The organism is Xanthobacter aminoxidans (assembly GCF_043193615.1).
Classification (GTDB): domain Bacteria; phylum Pseudomonadota; class Alphaproteobacteria; order Rhizobiales; family Xanthobacteraceae; genus Xanthobacter; species Xanthobacter aminoxidans.
The window spans coordinates 22713-38174 of record NZ_JBAFUS010000011.1; the positions used below are offsets into that span (position 1 = coordinate 22713).

The 15462-nt window shown below is 65.5% G+C and carries 17 protein-coding genes and 1 pseudogene; 5 read left to right on the top strand and 13 right to left on the bottom strand.

Features of this window, described 5'->3' with window-relative positions; all coding sequences use genetic code 11:
- Nucleotides 1-24: 24 nt before the first annotated feature.
- Both V5F74_RS25855 and V5F74_RS25860 read right to left on the bottom strand, forming a co-directional pair.
- Nucleotides 25-288 (bottom strand): annotated as a pseudogene (locus V5F74_RS25855) (NifU family protein); the annotation flags it as partial.
- A 62-nt stretch (nucleotides 289-350) separates the two neighbouring features.
- The gene (locus tag V5F74_RS25860; RefSeq protein ID WP_024281056.1) at nucleotides 351-671 is read right to left on the bottom strand and encodes a HesB/IscA family protein; all 321 of its coding nucleotides are present in this window, start codon (nucleotides 669-671) and stop codon (nucleotides 351-353) included.
- A 502-nt stretch (nucleotides 672-1173) separates the two neighbouring features.
- Here V5F74_RS25860 and V5F74_RS25865 point away from each other — a divergent pair.
- Nucleotides 1174-1761, top strand: a complete 588-nt coding sequence (locus V5F74_RS25865) for a hypothetical protein (protein ID WP_029555923.1) — start codon at nucleotides 1174-1176, stop codon at nucleotides 1759-1761.
- Between the two features lie 127 nt (nucleotides 1762-1888).
- On the opposite strand, the gene V5F74_RS25870 is transcribed toward V5F74_RS25865, so the two are convergent.
- Entirely contained in the window at nucleotides 1889-2371 is a 483-nt protein-coding gene (locus tag V5F74_RS25870) for a Rieske (2Fe-2S) protein (protein ID WP_029555924.1), read from the bottom strand.
- Nucleotides 2372-2382: 11 nt separating this feature from the next.
- Complete coding sequence (locus tag V5F74_RS25875) at nucleotides 2383-4011, bottom strand: flavin monoamine oxidase family protein (RefSeq protein ID WP_394010501.1); 1629 nt, start codon at nucleotides 4009-4011, stop codon at nucleotides 2383-2385.
- A gap of 383 nt (nucleotides 4012-4394) precedes the next feature.
- Between V5F74_RS25875 and V5F74_RS25880 the strand changes: the two genes are divergently transcribed.
- The 4 genes from V5F74_RS25880 (at nucleotide 4395) to V5F74_RS25895 (ending at nucleotide 6459) form a co-directional block, all read left to right on the top strand.
- A complete protein-coding gene (locus tag V5F74_RS25880) occupies nucleotides 4395-4856 on the top strand; it encodes a hypothetical protein (protein ID WP_024281060.1) in 462 nt (153 codons plus the stop codon).
- A 104-nt stretch (nucleotides 4857-4960) separates the two neighbouring features.
- Nucleotides 4961-5821, top strand: a complete 861-nt coding sequence (sseA, locus tag V5F74_RS25885) for a 3-mercaptopyruvate sulfurtransferase (protein WP_394010502.1) — start codon at nucleotides 4961-4963, stop codon at nucleotides 5819-5821.
- 13 nt (nucleotides 5822-5834) lie between these two features.
- Entirely contained in the window at nucleotides 5835-6089 is a 255-nt protein-coding gene (locus tag V5F74_RS25890) for a hypothetical protein (RefSeq protein WP_029555927.1), read from the top strand.
- Nucleotides 6090-6141: 52 nt separating this feature from the next.
- Nucleotides 6142-6459, top strand: a complete 318-nt coding sequence (locus V5F74_RS25895; protein WP_024281063.1) for a hypothetical protein — start codon at nucleotides 6142-6144, stop codon at nucleotides 6457-6459.
- A 95-nt stretch (nucleotides 6460-6554) separates the two neighbouring features.
- Here V5F74_RS25895 and V5F74_RS25900 read toward each other — a convergent pair whose 3' ends face one another.
- From V5F74_RS25900 to nifD, 9 genes are all read right to left on the bottom strand, one after another.
- Nucleotides 6555-7205 carry a nitrogen fixation protein NifQ gene (locus tag V5F74_RS25900; RefSeq protein WP_394010503.1) on the bottom strand — a complete coding sequence of 217 codons (651 nt, stop codon included), beginning with the start codon at nucleotides 7203-7205 and terminating at the stop codon, nucleotides 6555-6557.
- 60 nt (nucleotides 7206-7265) lie between these two features.
- The gene (gene fdxB, locus V5F74_RS25905; RefSeq protein WP_029555929.1) at nucleotides 7266-7562 is read right to left on the bottom strand and encodes a ferredoxin III, nif-specific; all 297 of its coding nucleotides are present in this window, start codon (nucleotides 7560-7562) and stop codon (nucleotides 7266-7268) included.
- Between the two features lie 24 nt (nucleotides 7563-7586).
- Nucleotides 7587-7787 (bottom strand): CCE_0567 family metalloprotein, encoded by a 201-nt coding sequence (locus tag V5F74_RS25910; protein WP_029555930.1) that lies wholly within the window; start codon nucleotides 7785-7787, stop codon nucleotides 7587-7589.
- A gap of 19 nt (nucleotides 7788-7806) precedes the next feature.
- Nucleotides 7807-8277, bottom strand: coding sequence for a NifX-associated nitrogen fixation protein (locus tag V5F74_RS25915; protein ID WP_029555931.1), 471 nt, complete (start codon nucleotides 8275-8277; stop codon nucleotides 7807-7809).
- Between the two features lie 9 nt (nucleotides 8278-8286).
- The gene (nifX, locus tag V5F74_RS25920) at nucleotides 8287-8682 is read right to left on the bottom strand and encodes a nitrogen fixation protein NifX (RefSeq protein WP_024281068.1); all 396 of its coding nucleotides are present in this window, start codon (nucleotides 8680-8682) and stop codon (nucleotides 8287-8289) included.
- A gap of 40 nt (nucleotides 8683-8722) precedes the next feature.
- The gene (gene nifN, locus V5F74_RS25925; protein WP_394010504.1) at nucleotides 8723-10162 is read right to left on the bottom strand and encodes a nitrogenase iron-molybdenum cofactor biosynthesis protein NifN; all 1440 of its coding nucleotides are present in this window, start codon (nucleotides 10160-10162) and stop codon (nucleotides 8723-8725) included.
- A gap of 9 nt (nucleotides 10163-10171) precedes the next feature.
- Nucleotides 10172-12067: a nitrogenase iron-molybdenum cofactor biosynthesis protein NifE gene (gene nifE, locus V5F74_RS25930; RefSeq protein WP_394010505.1), complete on the bottom strand. Its 1896-nt coding sequence runs from the start codon at nucleotides 12065-12067 to the stop codon at nucleotides 10172-10174.
- A 147-nt stretch (nucleotides 12068-12214) separates the two neighbouring features.
- Nucleotides 12215-13774: a nitrogenase molybdenum-iron protein subunit beta gene (gene nifK, locus V5F74_RS25935; RefSeq protein ID WP_029555934.1), complete on the bottom strand. Its 1560-nt coding sequence runs from the start codon at nucleotides 13772-13774 to the stop codon at nucleotides 12215-12217.
- A gap of 98 nt (nucleotides 13775-13872) precedes the next feature.
- Nucleotides 13873-15378 (bottom strand): nitrogenase molybdenum-iron protein alpha chain, encoded by a 1506-nt coding sequence (gene nifD, locus V5F74_RS25940; RefSeq protein ID WP_029555935.1) that lies wholly within the window; start codon nucleotides 15376-15378, stop codon nucleotides 13873-13875.
- Nucleotides 15379-15462: the final 84 nt, after the last annotated feature.

A 15462-nucleotide genomic window follows, 5' to 3' on the forward strand; every position in this document is an offset into this window, starting at 1 on the left:
GCTCACCAGCGGCTTGTTCTGCGCGCCGGCGACGGGGATCAGCCGGATCAGCTCGCCGAGGCGCTCGACGATCTTGGACTGGATGCCCTCGATGGTCTCGCTCGCCAGTTTGCAGAAGACGCAGGCGCCGGTCATCTTCACCATGACCTTGGTGCCGTCGATCTCCACCAGCTCACAGTCGCCGCCGTCGCGGACAAGGTTGGGACGGATTTCCTCGATCACCTCGCGGATGATCGCCTCGCGGCGGGCTTCACGGCTGAGCGCGGGCGCTTCGGTCTCGGCCAACATCGCAATATCCTCTCTGTGTTCTCTGTTCTGCCGCCCGTCGGAGGACGGCGCGCGGATGGCGGTCAGCCGAAGGACTTGCCGCAGGAGCAGCTGGAGGTGGCGTTCGGATTCTCGAAGGTGAAGCCGGAGCCTTCCAGGGCCACCACGAAGTCGATGGTGGTGCCGGCGAGCAGCTCGTGGCTCTTGTTGTCGACGAAGACGCGCACGCCCTCGCGCTCCACCACGGTGTCGTCGGGCTCGGCGTCGCTGACGAGGCCCATCTTGTACTGATAGCCGGCGCAGCCGCCGGTCTCGACCATGATGCGCAGGCCGCTGACGGGCTGGTCGGCATCATGGATCGCGTCGCGGACCGCATGAAGTGCGCTGTCGGTCAAATTGATCATTGCTCGACCTTCGCTTGAAAGACTGGTCTGCCGGCACAGCAGCAAGCCCCGTGCCAGACAGCAACGGGCTGATTTCTTTCGATTTTCAGGATCGAAGCTGTTGCCTTTGCGACGCGTGTCCGGTTTCGGACAAGGGCGCGACCCCCTCCCGCCGGCCCCGCGCGGCGCGCCGAATGGACGAAGCGCACCCCGCCGCAATGCCGGGCGAGCCCCGCATTTCCGTGCCCGTGTGGACTTCCCGCGCCTTGCCGGAAGCCCTCGGCCGGGGTCCGCACGGGGCCGATTGTCGCTGGCGGCGGGTTTCATCTCGCCCGTCAGGCGAAGCGGCAAAGGGCTTGCATGAAGCGCAGCGCCTGCCCCTGCGCGGGTGGCCCGCCGAACGGCATTCGGTGGAGGGCGGCACTCTCTCCCGGGCGATCCTGTCCGGGGCGAGCGCGGCTCGCGCCCGTGTTGAACCCAAGACCCGTCTGAACAGTCGTGTGCTGAACCGGAGACCTTTTTGATGACCGCGATCGAGAACACCCCCCTGGGCCGGCTGGATAAAGAGGGGCGACTCCTGAATGCCGTGCTCAAGCAGCCCACCAAGCCCGGCCGCTTCGATTTCCGCGGCGACATTGCGCTGAAGTTCCAGCAGCAGGTCGCGGACGAGAAGCGCCCGCCGGAATACACCATGGAGCAGGTGCTGACCTTCGCCGAGGAGGGCAAGTCCACCATCCCGGTGCTCGCCGGCTACCTGCAGAATTTCGCCTTCCTCTCCGACGTGGTCGACGTGCTCGGCGACGCGCTGGCGCCCGACGGCAAGTATTTCCTGTTCTGCAACAACATCGACCTTCTGGCAAAGTATCGCGTCACCCACAACGGCAAAACCTTCTACGTCCTGCCCTGTGACGAGAGCACCGTGTGGAAGGAGATGACCGACCTCCTCTCCATCGACAAGAACGACATCAAGAAGATGGACACCGGCGGCAAGACCGACGTGGTGCTCGATGCTGCCGCGGCGTGGCACGAGGACTACGAGATCATCACCTACGAAAAGGGCGTCTCCATCATGGAGCCGGTGAAGAACCGCAACGAGAACCGCCCGGTCTGATCCGGCGGCCTGCGCCCCGTGCCGCCCGGCGGGACCGGGTGGCACGCCGGGCCGTCTTCGTCAGCGTATCGCGACACAAAAATGGCCGGGCAAGCCCGGCCATTTTCAGTCCCATTGGGAGTGCGCCTCAGACGCCGCCGCCCTCGTCCGAGCAGGAGGTGATCTCCTCCTCATCGTCGTCCACTTCCTCGGCCAGCGTCACGCCGGTCACGCAGATGTCGTTGTCGAGCACGGTGAGGGCCACCGGGATGAGGCTCTTGCCCTTGCACGGGCCTTCAAGGCACACGCCGGTGCCCAACTCGAACAGGGCGCCGTGCTTGCCGCACATCAGGCGGATGCCGTTGGGATCGAGGAACTGGTTGCGTTCCCAATCCAGCTGCACCTGGTCGTGCGGGCAGCGGTTGATGTAGCCGAACACCTGCCGGCCCCACCGCACCACCACGATCCTGAACGGCTGTTCGGTGCCGTCCTCCGCCACCTGCATCAGCTCGAAGCCCCGCGCCCGCTGGCTGGGGATGTCGCTCATGGAGCAGATGACGTAGGCGACGGCGGCCGCCTCGTTCGGGAGGGCATCCTGGGGGGCCTCGTTGTCGATGACGGTCGGTTCCATCTTATCCTCGTTCACGATGCACGCGTCAGGACCGGGCCGCTGCCGGCGCCGGGGGTAAGGGGAGCGCCAGCCTCGGCCTTGGCCAGCAGGCGCCGGTTGGCGGCGAGGCAGAAGTCCCGCCAGGCCGCGGCGACGTCGCGCAGGATGGTCTGCACATAGTCGCGCGAGAGGTGATGCTCTCCGGGGAAGTTGGAAAGCGCACAGGAGGTGCGGTTGAACGCGACAACATCGTCCAGCAGCGTCTGGATGAAGTCGCGGAACGGCAGCTGCACGTCGCTCATCAGCGCGGAACGGCCCTTCTCCACCGGCACGTCGCTCATGTCGAAGGGCAGGGTCTCGATGAGGTCGGCCGCGCGCTCATAGATGTCCTCGATGGCGCCCAGCATCGCCCGCTGGGTCAGCTGCTCGCGGTCCTGGCTGGCAAGCGCCCGGTTGAGGCGGATGCGATAGGCCTCGAACGCCGCATCGTTCTGACCGCCGACCCAGTTGGCGAAGCGGGCGAGGCTGGCGGCATTCAGCGGCAGACCCTCGGGAACGGCGGCCCCCGCCTCTTCCGCCCGCTCGCGCGACAGGGCTCGGTCGATGCGCCGCGCCGCCTCCAGCGCGCCTTCGAGGTAGCCGGCCCCCTGCGTCGCCGTCTCGGAACTGCCGAGATGCAGCCGCCCGTCCCACAGCGGCCGCCGCAGCAGGGGATTGGAGAAGGCCACATGCTCGCCCCGCGGCTCCGCCTTGTCGCGCGCCGAGCAGGTGAAGGCCTCGCCGGCCCAGTCCTGATAAAGCTGCTCGCCGCCTTCCGCCGCCGAGCCGAACACCTGCACCATCTGGCTGTCCATCAGCATGGGCAGGCCATCGGCGAAGGCTTCGCGCAGATCCGGGGGAAAGCTCAGGAAGCCGCCGAGGGCCGCCTTGGCGCCGGTCACGTCGCAGGCGTCGAAGATCTCGCCGACCACCGCCTGCTCGTGGGTGACGAAGGCGTTGCCCGACTGGCCGGCGACCCGCCAGAAGGCGGAGGGATAGGCCATCACCACCTTGGCCTGCTGCGCCATCCAGGTGGGCGCGGCGCCCATGGCGTCGAAGGTCGCGCTGTCGAGTTCCGGGATGAAGCGCACCGTCTCCGCGACGAGGCGCGGCGGCAGCGCCACCACCACATGGCGTGCCTCGACGATGAAGAACGCATCGTCCACCCGGAAGGTCAGGACCACATGGTCGCCCTTGTCCTCCACGCTGTGGAGCACGTGGTTGAGGCGCAGGCGCTCCTCGCCGATGCTTTCGGCGAGAACCGACACCAGACGCGCCATGCCGCCGGCGACCCGCCGCGCGCCACCATGCACCTCCTGCGCGAACCCCTGGGGGTTCTTGTCCGCCTCGGTGAGGTGCAGCACCGTGCCTTCGTCATGCTGGGGGAAGGACGCCAGGCCGAGTTCCGCGACGAAGGCGGCAATGAGCGGCTGGGTGTCGGGCCAGAACCAGGTGGGACCGAGATCGAAGGCCGCGCCGTTGCTGGAGGCGACTGCCGAGAGGATGCGCCCGCCGAGCCGGGGACGCGCCTCGAACAGGGTGAAGCTGCGGTCCTGTTTCTTGAACTGCCGCGCCAGCGCGAGGCCGCAGAGCCCTCCGCCGATGATCGCCGTATCCAGCATGGAACAGTCCTCGCAAATCTTGCTGATTGGAGCCCTTGCAAGATTCGCGCACAGTCCCGGGAAATATGGCCTTGCGGTCATTCCAGGCGCCTTTGCACGGCCGTCACGGTCGGCTTTGGCCCTCGCCCTGTGGGATCGCCCACCTCGGCAGCGTCGCATTTCCCGCGTGGTGCGACGGATTTCCGACACGGCGCCCGCCTTTACCTCCGCGCGATGGGGCGTCATCCGGTCCGTCCGCGGCCGCGAACCCGCATCGGTGCAAGACTTCCGGCGCTTTCACAAGACGAGCGGAAGTCATGGCGCCGACCCGCCCAGCGGCTGGCACGAAACTTGATCCCCTCAACGGACAGTTCGTTTGACCGATAGTGCCCCGGAGATTGGAAATGCTCGTCGCGTCCGAATTCGCCTCGTCCTCCCTTGACGATATCAAGGCTGCCCTCGCGGGCGGCACCCTGACCTTCTATTCCGTCGCCCGCCCGGTGAATGCCGACCATCCGGTGGACCGCAGCGGAAAGCTCGCGGCGTTCACCTTCGCCACCCCGGCCTTCACCACGCCCTCCGAAGACGGCTCGGAAGTACCGAGCTTCGTGGATGCGGCGGTGAAGGCGGGCGAAGTGGGCACCCCCGGCTTCGCCCGTGCCGTGACCGCCGACGGCAAGACCGTCGCGGACTTCTCCGTCGGCCCCGGCGCCCGCGAGATCAAGCTCGCCGAAGTGTCCTGCTCGCCCGGCGCGCCGGTGAAGGTGGTGAAGTTCACCTTCAATCCCGAAGGCGGCTGGCCCGAGCGCCCCGACTATTACGACGCCCATCCGCGTCCCGGCTACAGCCTGCCCAAGGTGCGCTGAGCCCCCACCCGATGCTGTCCCGGGGCCCCCGCCCCGGGACGTGACTGCCCCCGGAAGCGACGTCACCTGCAGACCATCCCACAGCCACAGGAGAGCCTTGCGTCATGTCCACCGTTCTTCCCGGACCGCTGGTGAGCACCCAATGGCTGGCGGACCATCTGTCGGCCCCGGACGTGAAGATTCTGGACTGCACCTGGCTGCATGAAAGCTCCAACATGGACGGCCGCACCCAGTATCGCGGGCGCCATCTGCCGGGCTCGGTGCATTTCGACATCGATGCGGTGGCCGACAAGACCAGCCCCCTCCCCCACATGCTGCCGCCGGCGGCGGAGTTCGCCAAGAAGGTGGGCCTCTTGGGCATCGGCGACGGCGACAAGGTGATCGTCTACGACCGCATGTGCGGCGGCGCGGCCGCGGCGCGCGTGTGGTGGATGTTCCGCACCTTCGGCTATCACGACGTCGCCATGCTCGACGGCGGCTACGGCAAATGGGTGAAGGAGAAGCTCCCCTCCGACATGTCGCCGGTGCGGCCCGAGCCCAAGACCTTCACCGCAAGTCTCAATCCGGCCCTCGTGCGCGCGCTGGACCAGATGCTGGCCAACGTCGCCTCCGGCGCCGAACAGGTGATCGATGCGCGCGGCCCCGCGAAATTCGCCGGCAGCCAGGACGACGTCTTCCCGGCGAAGAAGAAGGGCCACATCCCCGGCGCCATCAACCTGCCCTGGGGCGACCTCATCGTCGAGGAGAGCGGGGAACTGGTCCAGCCCGACGCCATCAAGGCCCGCCTCGCCGCCGCTGGTGTCGATCTGGCAAAGCCCATCGTCGTCACCTGCGCCTCCGGCACCATCGCCTGCGTGGTCATGCTCGCCCTCTACCTCATCGGCAAGACGGACGTCGCGCTCTACGACGGCTCCTGGGCCGAATGGGGACTGAAGGACGAGACGCCCATCGCGGCGGCGGCCTGAAAGGAAACCCGCCATGGCGACCGACGACCTCACCCTCCTCGGCGACGGCGACGAATTCACGCTGCACGGCGCCGGCGACCAGACCCATTTCGTCCTGCGCTTCAAGCCGGACGGCATGGTTGCGGACATTTCCGGAGAGGACGCGGAACGGTTCCGCGGCGACTATGAAACGGTCCGGTCGCAGTATCCGGGCTGGAGTTCGGACCAGGTCCTGGCCCAGCTCTGGGATCAGGGCGGCTACAGCTGGCTCGCATCGCCGGAAGGCTGAGGCGCACGCCGCGCGCAGATGAAACACCGGTGAAAGCCAACGGGAGAACAACATGGCGACCACGCTCATCAAGACCACTTCCGACGGCCGCAAGCTCGAGGTCTCCGGCCTCGCGATCCTGTTCGACGGCCAGCTCGAAGCCTTCGACCTCACCGAGGTGAAGATGCACCCCAACCGCCGCAAGATCTGGGAGGTGCATCCCGAAGCCACCCACATCGCCGGCCGGGTGACGCTCACCAAGGAAGAGGCGGAAGCGGTCGAAGCCGCCTTCAAGAAGGCCGAGGCGGAGATCCTCGCCAGCCCCGCCGCCATCAACGAACGCTTCCGCATCGCCATGATGTGGCGGGCCCGCAGCGAAGGCATCGAGTGAACGGCTGACCCACCGGCGTTGCACGCGGATCAGGTGAAGACGAAAGAGCCCCGGTATGCCGGGGCTCTTGTCGTTTCGATGCCTGTGAGAGCCGCCTATTCCGCGGCCTCCGGCAACGCGAGCGGATCGTTGCCGTTGGCGGCCGCGCGGGCATTGCGCGCGAGGCGAGATTCCCCGTCCTCCGCGCCGAAGCAGATGTGAAACTCATCGCAATCCGAGCACACCGGCGCCGCGCACAGGGTGAAGCCCTCCGATCCGCAGACCATGCGGTAGAGGAACTTCTTCCACTTCATGTCCTGGCTGTTCTTGCGGGCCAGCGGGGCGAAGCGGCGGGTCATCAATTCGCGCAATTCGGCACGGCTCCTGAGCCCCAGATCCTGCCACAGGTGATGGGGGGACTGGCAGCGCCGGGAAATCATCGCAATGAAATGGGTCTGCAGCCGGCCGGCATCGGAAGAATAGATGCCGAGGATGTCGCGCACCGACTGCTCCTCGGGCGTCACCTCGATCGCCCGAGGATCGACCTGCGCGGCCAGCACCGGGGCGGACGCCGGAAACAGGATGGCGGCGAGGTCGAGAAAGGCCGCGCGGTCGAGGCCGACCGCCTCGAGCCGGTCCCGGCCCTCCTCTTCCGCCTCGGCAAAGGCGAGGCCGATGATGGAGGCCGCCACGTGAACGTCGAACGCGTCCGCGGCCGAGGAGGACGATGACGCGATCAACCAGTCATAGACCTCTTCGGCGCGCATGGCGGCACTCCTTGAGCGACACGCGCGGGCCGAAAAAGCCCGCACTCGGGCGCTGCCGCCTCAGGCGGCGGCCTTCTCCAGGCCGTGGATCTGGCAATTGGCCGGGCAGACGCGCGCGCATGCACCGCAACCGATGCAGGCGCCCATGTCGTTCATCACCATCACCTTCTTCTCGACCTCATCGTCCTCGTCATCATCGAGGGCGACGATGTCGCCGTCCTCGTTGATGCCCTTGAGGGTCATGACGTCGCGGCCGCAGACCTTGTAGCAGCGGCCGCAGCCGATGCATTTGTCCTTGTCGATGTCGAGCAGGTAGTCTGGCTGCCAGGCTCGACCATCCCTGGTTTCGTTAGACATCTGAAAATCGCCTTTCAAAAAATGCTAGGCGGCCTCGAGTCCCTTCAAGTCCGCGCGCTTCTTCTCAAGCTCGGCAAAGGCATCATGCGCCTTCTTGGCCACAACCATGATCTGCTCCCAGTTGATCGGGAGTTCTTCAGACAGATCGTGGAGGTCCATCTTGGACTGTGTCGCCTTGGCGGACAGCTTCTTGATCTCGGCCTTGAGTTCGTCCACGTCGCTCATGGGTGCACCTTGGGTCTGGTCAGTATTTTGCCACTTCGGGGAACTTGTTGATCATCTCGACGCCCTGCTGGACGAACTTCGTGCCCTCTTCGGCGAGCTTGCCGAGATTGTCGAAGCCGAAGCGGTGGACGTCGCGCAGCTGCTTGTTGACGACGATCAGCCGGCCGCCGATGAGCACCATGCGGCCGAAGCCTTCGTGGCTCATCTTGAGCATGGGCGAGATCATCACCCGCGTCTCCTTCTCGATCATCAGGCAGATCGCATTGAAGAACAGCTCCAGGCGCCAGATGGTCTCCGGGTCGGGATCGCCGATGAGGGGGAGCGCGCGGCGCGCCTCCTTGTCGACGATGTAGGGCTCGATCAGATCGAGATCGGCCTTGCCTTCCCACGCACCGTGGGTGTCCTGGGCGCGCCAGACCTTGATGAGTTCCTTGATGAACGGGGAGTCAGCGGCCTCTGTCGGCTCGATGACTTGCGCTGCTTCGGCCATGACTATCCCTCACTCGTCGAAATCGAACGTGCGCTCCTGGCCCTTCGACATGACCTTGCGCAGCCACGGGGGCGGATTGCCCTGAAGGACCACCTCCAGCTTGCCGATGAGATCGGAGATCTCCTCGGGCTGGTTGACCTTCATGGGATGAATGTTGTTGGCCACCACGCGGGCGGCGCCGGAGCCGCCGATGGCGGCCACATAGAGGATGGTGCAATCCTTGATCGCATCGATCTTGGGCGCCAGCTTGTCCTCGTTGCCGTCTTCCTTCAGGTCGCCGTCGAACTCGATGGCCTCGATGAAGTGATGGCCCTCCGGGCCGACCTCGTAGATGGCAATATTCTTCGCCCAGCCGAAATGGGCATCGACCCTTTTGAGATCCTGGGTTGCGAATGCGACTTTCATGGAAGGCTCGCCTCTCTCGCGGTCTCGGTCCTTGCGGACTTCAGTGGTGGGCGGTGCTGGGTGCGGGTCCGAGATCGGGCGCGCCGGCAGGGGTCGCTGCATGGGCCCCGCCATGGCCGTGGCCATCGCCGTCCCACGGGTTCTTCCACGTGTCGGGGGTCGCGTCGTGGTTCTGCTCGTGGTCGGCGATGCACATGTTGGCCAGCGTGAACATGAGGTCGCGCGTGCCGCGGTAGCCGACCGTCATCTTGTGGCCGGAGCCGATGCGATCGAACATGGGAATGCCGATGCGATAGAAGGGAATGTTCAGCCGGTCCGCCGCCTGGCGCCCATGGGAATGGGTGAGCAGCAGGTCGCAGCCCCGCTCCTTCGCCAGCGTCTCCAGGTCCTCGAGATCACCGAGCAGCACCTCATCGCAGGGCAGCTTCTCGAACACCGGCGACTGGGTGGTGGTGACGGCGGCGGTGATGTGCGTGCCCATCTCGTGCAGAGCGGAGGCGACATCGAACAGGAGGTCCGGCTCGGCGCCGATGGCGAGCTTGCGGCCGCCGAGGTGGAAGTGCGCGTCCAGCATGGCATCCACCAGCTGGCCGCGCTGTCGGCGATAGCGACGCGGCACCTCGCGCCCCGAGATCTCGCTCAGGAACATGAAGAATTCGTCGTTCGGCCCGAGCCCGCAGAGGCGCTCGAACAGCCGGTAGGGCGTGCCCGTCTTCTTCTGCATCGCCTCGGCCGCCGTCTTCATCTGCGTGCCGATGGCGATGGTCCAGGCCGCTTCGCCCATGGTGGCGACCTCGTCCACGCCGATGCCGCCGATGGTGGTGGGCGTGAAGTCGTCCGGGATGTGTCCGTCCAGCGAGCCGGCGAGGTCCGGGAGGAAGGACGGCTCAAGGCCGAAGTCCTCCAGGATGCAGCGCAGTTCGTCGAGGTCGCCGGGCTGCAGGTGGCAGCCGGGCAGCACGTTGACGCGCTTCGGGTTCTTCGGCGCATCCGGCTCGGGCTTCTTCACCAGCACCTCGACGATCTTGGCGACCGTCTTCTCCCATCCGTCCTGGAAGGCATCCTTGAAATCGGGGGTCGAGACATAGACCAGCGGGAAGTCGGCGAGCTGCGGATACTTCTCGCGTATCAGCTTGATGTAGCCGTCCACGTCGTCGCCCTTGGTCTCGGTGACGCCGGTGGAACAGATGCCGATGATCTCGGGCTTGGTGCGGTTGTAGATGTTGAGGATGGCCTGCTCGACATTGTCGTAGCCGCCCAAGACGGTAGCAACCTCGCTCATGGCCGTGGTCTGGAGCGGGATCGCCTCCTTGAAGTGCCGCACGAACAGCACGAGGCCGAACGAGGTGCAGCCCTGCGAGCCGTGCAGCAGTGGCATGGCGCCCCTCAGCCCCATGAAGGCGAGCGCGCCGCCGATGGGCTGACTCATCTTCAGCGGATTGACCGCGCAGCTCTTCTTCGCCTGGACGAACTTGGCCATCGCGCCCTCCTATTCGGCGGCCACGAGAGCAGCCGGCGTGCCGAGCGGGGCGACGAGTTCGTCCAGCATGTCTTCGATGCGCTCACCGCACTTGCCGCAGCCGGAACCGGCCTCGGTGCGGGCGGTCACCTCGGCGAGGTTGGAGGCGCCGGCGGCGACCGCATCCTCGATGGTGCCGACGGTGACGCTCTTGCAGTTGCAGACCTTCTTGGCGCGGCGCGCGGCCTCGGCCAGCACCGGATCAGCCGGCGCGGACTCCGCGACGCCGAGCGCCTCGAAGATGTCCTCGATGCGTCCCGAGCACGCGCCGCAGCCGCCGGAGGCGTTGGTGTGGGTCTTCACGCCCTCGACGGTGGTGAGGCTGTGCGCCTTGATGGCGTCCTCGATGGTGCCGAGGTCCACGCTCTTGCAATTGCAGATCTTCTTGGCGCGGCGCGCCTTCTCGGCGGCGACCGGATCGGCGGCGAGGGCGGCGGCCTCGGCCTCCATCTGGGCTATGGCGCGGTTCTGCCAGTTGTTGGCGGGGTTGTCCCATGGGGCGGGCTTGCGCACCTGCTCCCAGATGGGATTGTAGAGCGCCTTGTCGATCTCCTCCACGAGCTTCACCATGCCGATGTAGCCCATATAGGCGTGGTGGCGCTCCTGGTTGATGTCGAGCCACGGCATGGCGGCCTTGAGCGCGATGAACTGCGAGCGGCCGCCCGAGAGCATGATGTCCGCCTTCGCGTCCTTCAGCATCTTGTACATTTCGCGGGGCGTCATGTCGTCGATCATGTGGGCGTCCTGCCCCATGAGCTCCTTGATGCGCTCCTTGTCCTCCTTGGTCGACTTCTTGACCGAGGTGCCGACCAGTTCGAGGCCGGCCTCCTGCAGCGCCGCCACCACCGACCAGGACTTCACGCCGCCGGTGATGAGCAGCACCTTCTTGTCCTTGAAGCGCTCCTTGAACTTGGCGATCGCCGCCCAGGCCTTCGCCTCCTCGCGCTCGATGAGCGCCTCGGTGCGGTCCATCAGCTCGGGATCGGCGCCGCGCTCGATGAGCATGCGGGCGATCTCGCGCAGCGAATCCGAGGAATCCTGGATGCCGTAGAAGGAGCCCTCGAAGAAGGGGATGTCGTAGCGCTCCTCCATCTTGCGGGCCACGTTGATCATGGCCTTGGAGCACACCATCATCGCCGCCTTGGCGCGGTGGGAGGAGGCCACATCCTTGTAGCGGCCGTCGCCGGAGATGCAGGCGAGGATGCGGATGCCCAGCTCGTCGAGCAGCGGCTTCACCTGCCACAGCTCGCCGGAGAGATTGTATTCGCCGATGATGTTGATGTCGTAGGGCGTCGTGTAGTCCGGCTCCTCGGTGCCGATGACATGCTCGAGGATGGCCTCGCCGGCCAGCTTGTTGCCGAGATTCTTCGGGCCCACGAAGCCGGGGGAATTGATCGGAATGACAGGCGTGCCGAACTTCTCCTTCGCCGCCTTGCAGACCGCGTCGATGTCGTCGCCGATCATGGCGGGCACGCAGGTCTGGTAGACGAAGACTGCCGGCGGGTCGTACTTCTCGATGATTTCCTTGATGGACTTGAACAGGCGCTTCTCGCCACCGAACACCACGTCCGTCTCGTTGATGTCGGTGGTGAAGCCGGTGCGCCAGATCTGCGAGCCGGAGGAGCGCGCGCCGCGGTTGTCCCAGCTGTTGCCTTCGCAGGCAATGGGGCCATGCACCAGGTGCGCGACATCGGTCAGCGGCTGAAGGGCGATCTTGGCGCCGTCGAAAGCGCAGCCGCCGGCGGCACCGCCGGGCTGGAGCTGCTTGGTGCACCCCTTCTTCTTTTCCGCCTCCGATTTGTTCTGGTTCTTCGCGCAGCCGGGCTCGTTGAACACTTGCTGGATCGTGGCGGAAACCGAGCTCATGGATCTCTCCTTCGGCGGACGGGCTGTGCAAAGATCGCGGGCGCGAACATCACATGGGGGCGGACATGAAATGGGGCGGACTTCACTCTCCCTGTCGGGCCGGCCCGGGCGGGGCCCCGGGCCGGATCGATCATTTCACCTATGCGATCAACGGATGATGTCGAACGAATAGTCGGTCTTCGCCGGCACGATCGTGTTCTGATCGATGGTGTCGAAGATCTTGTCGAGGATGGTGATCAGGACGTTCATGCCGCCCTGATAGCCCCACACCGGACGGCGGTGGTGGTGGTGACGGTCGAACACCGGGAAGCCGATGCGGATCAGCGGGGTGCCCGTGTCGCGCTCGAGATACTTGCCGTAGGTGTTGCCGATCAGGAAGTCCACCGGCTCGGTGAAGAGCAGGGAGCGCATGTGCCAGAGGTCGCGGCCGGGATAGACGTTGCAGTTCTGGCCGAACGGCGAGCTATCGAACAGCTTCTGGACCTTGTCCGCCCACTTCTGGTTGCCGTTGGTGGCAAGGACGTGGGTGGGCTCGGCGCCGAGTTCCAGCAGGAAGCCGGCGAGACCCAGGCACAGGTCGGGATCGCCGTAGATGGCGAACTTCTTGCCGTGGATGTGGGCGTTCGAGTCGGCGATGGCGTCGACGAGGCGGCCGCGCTCCTTGGCGAGCTCCTCGGGGATTTCCTTGCCGGAGATCCGCGAGATCGCCATCAGGAACTCGTCGGTGCCCTTCACGCCCACGGGGTGATTGAAGGCGACGACTTCCTGGCCGTGGTTGCCGATGAACGGCAGGGTCTTCTCAGTGCAGTATTCCTGCATGGAGATGGTGGCCTTGGCGTGGACGGCGTTGGCCGCCTCCTCCAGGGTGGTGCCGCCGTCATACATGCGGAACTCGCCGTCGGTCGGCGTGTCGAAGACTTCCGAATTGTCGCCGAGGATGGTGTAGTCCACGCCCATCAGGCCGAAGATGCGCTTGACTTCACGCAGGTTGCCGACGGTGTAGCCGTCGAAACCGCCGATGAAGTTGATCTTCTCGTTCGGCTCGCGCACCAGCTTGGGGGCGGTGCCGGCCTTGCCGTCCCAGAAGTGCTCCAGCACGCCCTTGATGGCGTTGTCGTAGCCGGTGACATGGCTGCCGACGAAGGCCGGGGTGTGGGCGAAGGGAACGTCGTATTCCTGCGGGACCGAGCCCTTTTCCTTCGCCGTCTTGATGAAGGCGTTGAGGTCGTCGCCGATCACTTCCGCCATGCAGGTGGTGGAGACCGCGATCATCTTGGGCTTGTACATGTTGTAGGTGTTGGCGAGGCCGTCAATCATGTTGTTGAGGCCGCCGAACACCGCCGCGTCTTCCGTCATGGACGACGACACGCAGGAGCTGGGCTCCTTGAAGTGACGGGACAGGTGCGAGCGGTAGTAGGCGACGCAGCCCTGGGAGCCGTGCACGAACGGGATCGTGTGCTCGAAGCCGACCGCCACGAACACCGCGCCGAGCGGCTGGCAGGCCTTGGCCGGGTTCACCGTCAGGGCCTCGCGGGCGAAGTTCTTTTCCTTGTACTCGGGAGTCTTGGCCCACTCGCGAATGCGCTCGACTTCGGCGGGATCGCGGGGGTTCTCGAACATCTTCTTCTTGTTGGCCAGCATCTGCTGGTACTCGGGACCGCGGAACAGCTCGAAGTGATCGAGCACGTTGTCTGCATTCTGTGGCATCTCGAACCCCTAATATGTGGGTCAAATATGGGAGCCCGTCCCGGGTGCCCCTCCCCGCGAAGGGAGGGGCTTCTGGTTCAGGCGCTCGAAAATCCGCCTCACTCGGCGGCGAGCAGCCCCGCCTGGCCGGGAGCCTGCTTCCACGGGGCCTTGGTCATCTTCCAGACGGGGGAATTGATGGCCATGTCCATGTCGCGGGCGAAGATGGCGAAGCCATCGTAGCCGTGGTACGGGCCGGAATAGTCCCAGGAGTGCATCTGGCGGAACGGCACGCCCATCTTCTGGAAGACGTACTTTTCCTTGATGCCCGAGCCGACCAGGTCCGGCTGGACCTTCTCGACGAACTTCTCGAACTCGTAGCCGGTCACGTCGTCATAGATGAGCGTGCCATCCTTGACGTAGTGCTGGGCGGTGCGCTGATAGTCGTCGTTGTGGGCGAACTCGTAACCCGTGCCCACCACCTCCATGCCGAGGTCCTCGTAGGCCCCGATCACGTGACGGGGACGCAGGCCGCCCACGTACAGCATGACAGTCTTGCCTTCGAGGCGCGGACGATACTTGGCGATCACCGCGTCCATAAGGGGCGCGTACTTGGCGATGACGCGCTCGGCGCCTTCCTTGATCTTGTCGTCGAAGTAAGCGGCGATCTTGCGCAGCGACTCCGCGATCTTGGACGGACCGAAGAAGTTGTACTCGCACCACGGGATCCCGAACTTCTCTTCCATGTGGCGGGAGATGTAGTTCATGGAGCGGTAGCAGTGCAGGACGTTCAGCTTCGCCCGCGGGGTGTTCTCGAGCTCGGCGAGGGAGCCGTCGCCCGACCACTGGGCGATCACGCGCAGGCCCATTTCCTCGAGGAGGATACGGGACGACCAGGCATCGCCGCCGATGTTGTAGTCGCCGATGATCGCGACGTCATAGGGCGACGGCTCGAACGGGGGCGCCTTGTTCGGGTCCAGCTTGTCGAACACCCAGTCCCGCACCGCGTCGTTGGCGATGTGGTGGCCGAGGGACTGCGACACGCCGCGGAAGCCTTCGCAGCGCACCGGAACGATGGTCTTGCCGTCGTATTCCTTGGACTTGGACTTGGACACGGCCTCGATGTCGTCGCCGATGAGGCCGATCGGGCACTCGGACTGGACGGTGATGCCGTTGTTGAGCGGGAACAGCTCCTGGATTTCGTCCATGATCTTGGCGAGCTTCTTGTCGCCGCCGAAGACGATGTCCTTCTCCTGGAAGTCCGACGTGAACTGCATCGTCACGAAGGTGTCGATGCCGGTCGTGCCGATGTAGTAGTTGCGGCGGGCGGCCCAGCTGTACTGGCCGCAACCCACCGGGCCGTGGGAGATGTGGATCATGTCCTTGATGGGACCCCACACCACGCCCTTCGAGCCGGCGTAGGCGCAGCCGCGGATCGTCATCACGCCCGGGATGGACTTGATGTTCGACTTCACGCCGCAGTCGGACTTGCCGGACTCATGGACATTGAGGTGCTTCGCGCGGCGCTTCGCGGTCTTCTCGGGATAAACCTTGAGGACTTCCGCGATGAGTTCCTTGTTCCGCGCCTTGATTTCAGCAACGTTTTGCGGTTGGGCCAAGCTCATTTCGCAATCTCGCTCTCGTTGGGTTGCCGTTTGGCAGGCCGGCCCCGCAATTGAGGCCGGCCCCAGGTCACTCGACGCGATGGC

Bases quoted from the DNA above. Each gene is read 5' to 3' on its own strand.
- V5F74_RS25870 (WP_029555924.1), bottom strand. From the start codon at position 2,371: ATGGAACCGACCGTCATCGACAACGAGGCCCCCCAGGATGCCCTCCCG.
- nifN (WP_394010504.1), bottom strand. From the start codon at position 10,162: ATGGCCAAGTTCGTCCAGGCGAAGAAGAGCTGCGCGGTCAATCCGCTG.
- fdxB (WP_029555929.1), bottom strand. From the start codon at position 7,562: ATGTCTAACGAAACCAGGGATGGTCGAGCCTGGCAGCCAGACTACCTG.
- V5F74_RS25900 (WP_394010503.1), bottom strand. From the start codon at position 7,205: ATGCGCGCCGAAGAGGTCTATGACTGGTTGATCGCGTCATCGTCCTCC.
- V5F74_RS25915 (WP_029555931.1), bottom strand. From the start codon at position 8,277: ATGGCCGAAGCAGCGCAAGTCATCGAGCCGACAGAGGCCGCTGACTCC.
- nifD (WP_029555935.1), bottom strand. From the start codon at position 15,378: ATGAGCTTGGCCCAACCGCAAAACGTTGCTGAAATCAAGGCGCGGAAC.
- V5F74_RS25895 (WP_024281063.1), top strand. From the start codon at position 6,142: ATGGCGACCACGCTCATCAAGACCACTTCCGACGGCCGCAAGCTCGAG.
- nifE (WP_394010505.1), bottom strand. From the start codon at position 12,067: ATGAGCTCGGTTTCCGCCACGATCCAGCAAGTGTTCAACGAGCCCGGC.
- V5F74_RS25860 (WP_024281056.1), bottom strand. From the start codon at position 671: ATGATCAATTTGACCGACAGCGCACTTCATGCGGTCCGCGACGCGATC.
- V5F74_RS25880 (WP_024281060.1), top strand. From the start codon at position 4,395: ATGCTCGTCGCGTCCGAATTCGCCTCGTCCTCCCTTGACGATATCAAG.
- V5F74_RS25875 (WP_394010501.1), bottom strand. From the start codon at position 4,011: ATGCTGGATACGGCGATCATCGGCGGAGGGCTCTGCGGCCTCGCGCTG.
- nifK (WP_029555934.1), bottom strand. From the start codon at position 13,774: ATGCCACAGAATGCAGACAACGTGCTCGATCACTTCGAGCTGTTCCGC.
- V5F74_RS25910 (WP_029555930.1), bottom strand. From the start codon at position 7,787: ATGAGCGACGTGGACGAACTCAAGGCCGAGATCAAGAAGCTGTCCGCC.
- V5F74_RS25890 (WP_029555927.1), top strand. From the start codon at position 5,835: ATGGCGACCGACGACCTCACCCTCCTCGGCGACGGCGACGAATTCACG.
- sseA (WP_394010502.1), top strand. From the start codon at position 4,961: ATGTCCACCGTTCTTCCCGGACCGCTGGTGAGCACCCAATGGCTGGCG.
- V5F74_RS25865 (WP_029555923.1), top strand. From the start codon at position 1,174: ATGACCGCGATCGAGAACACCCCCCTGGGCCGGCTGGATAAAGAGGGG.
- nifX (WP_024281068.1), bottom strand. From the start codon at position 8,682: ATGAAAGTCGCATTCGCAACCCAGGATCTCAAAAGGGTCGATGCCCAT.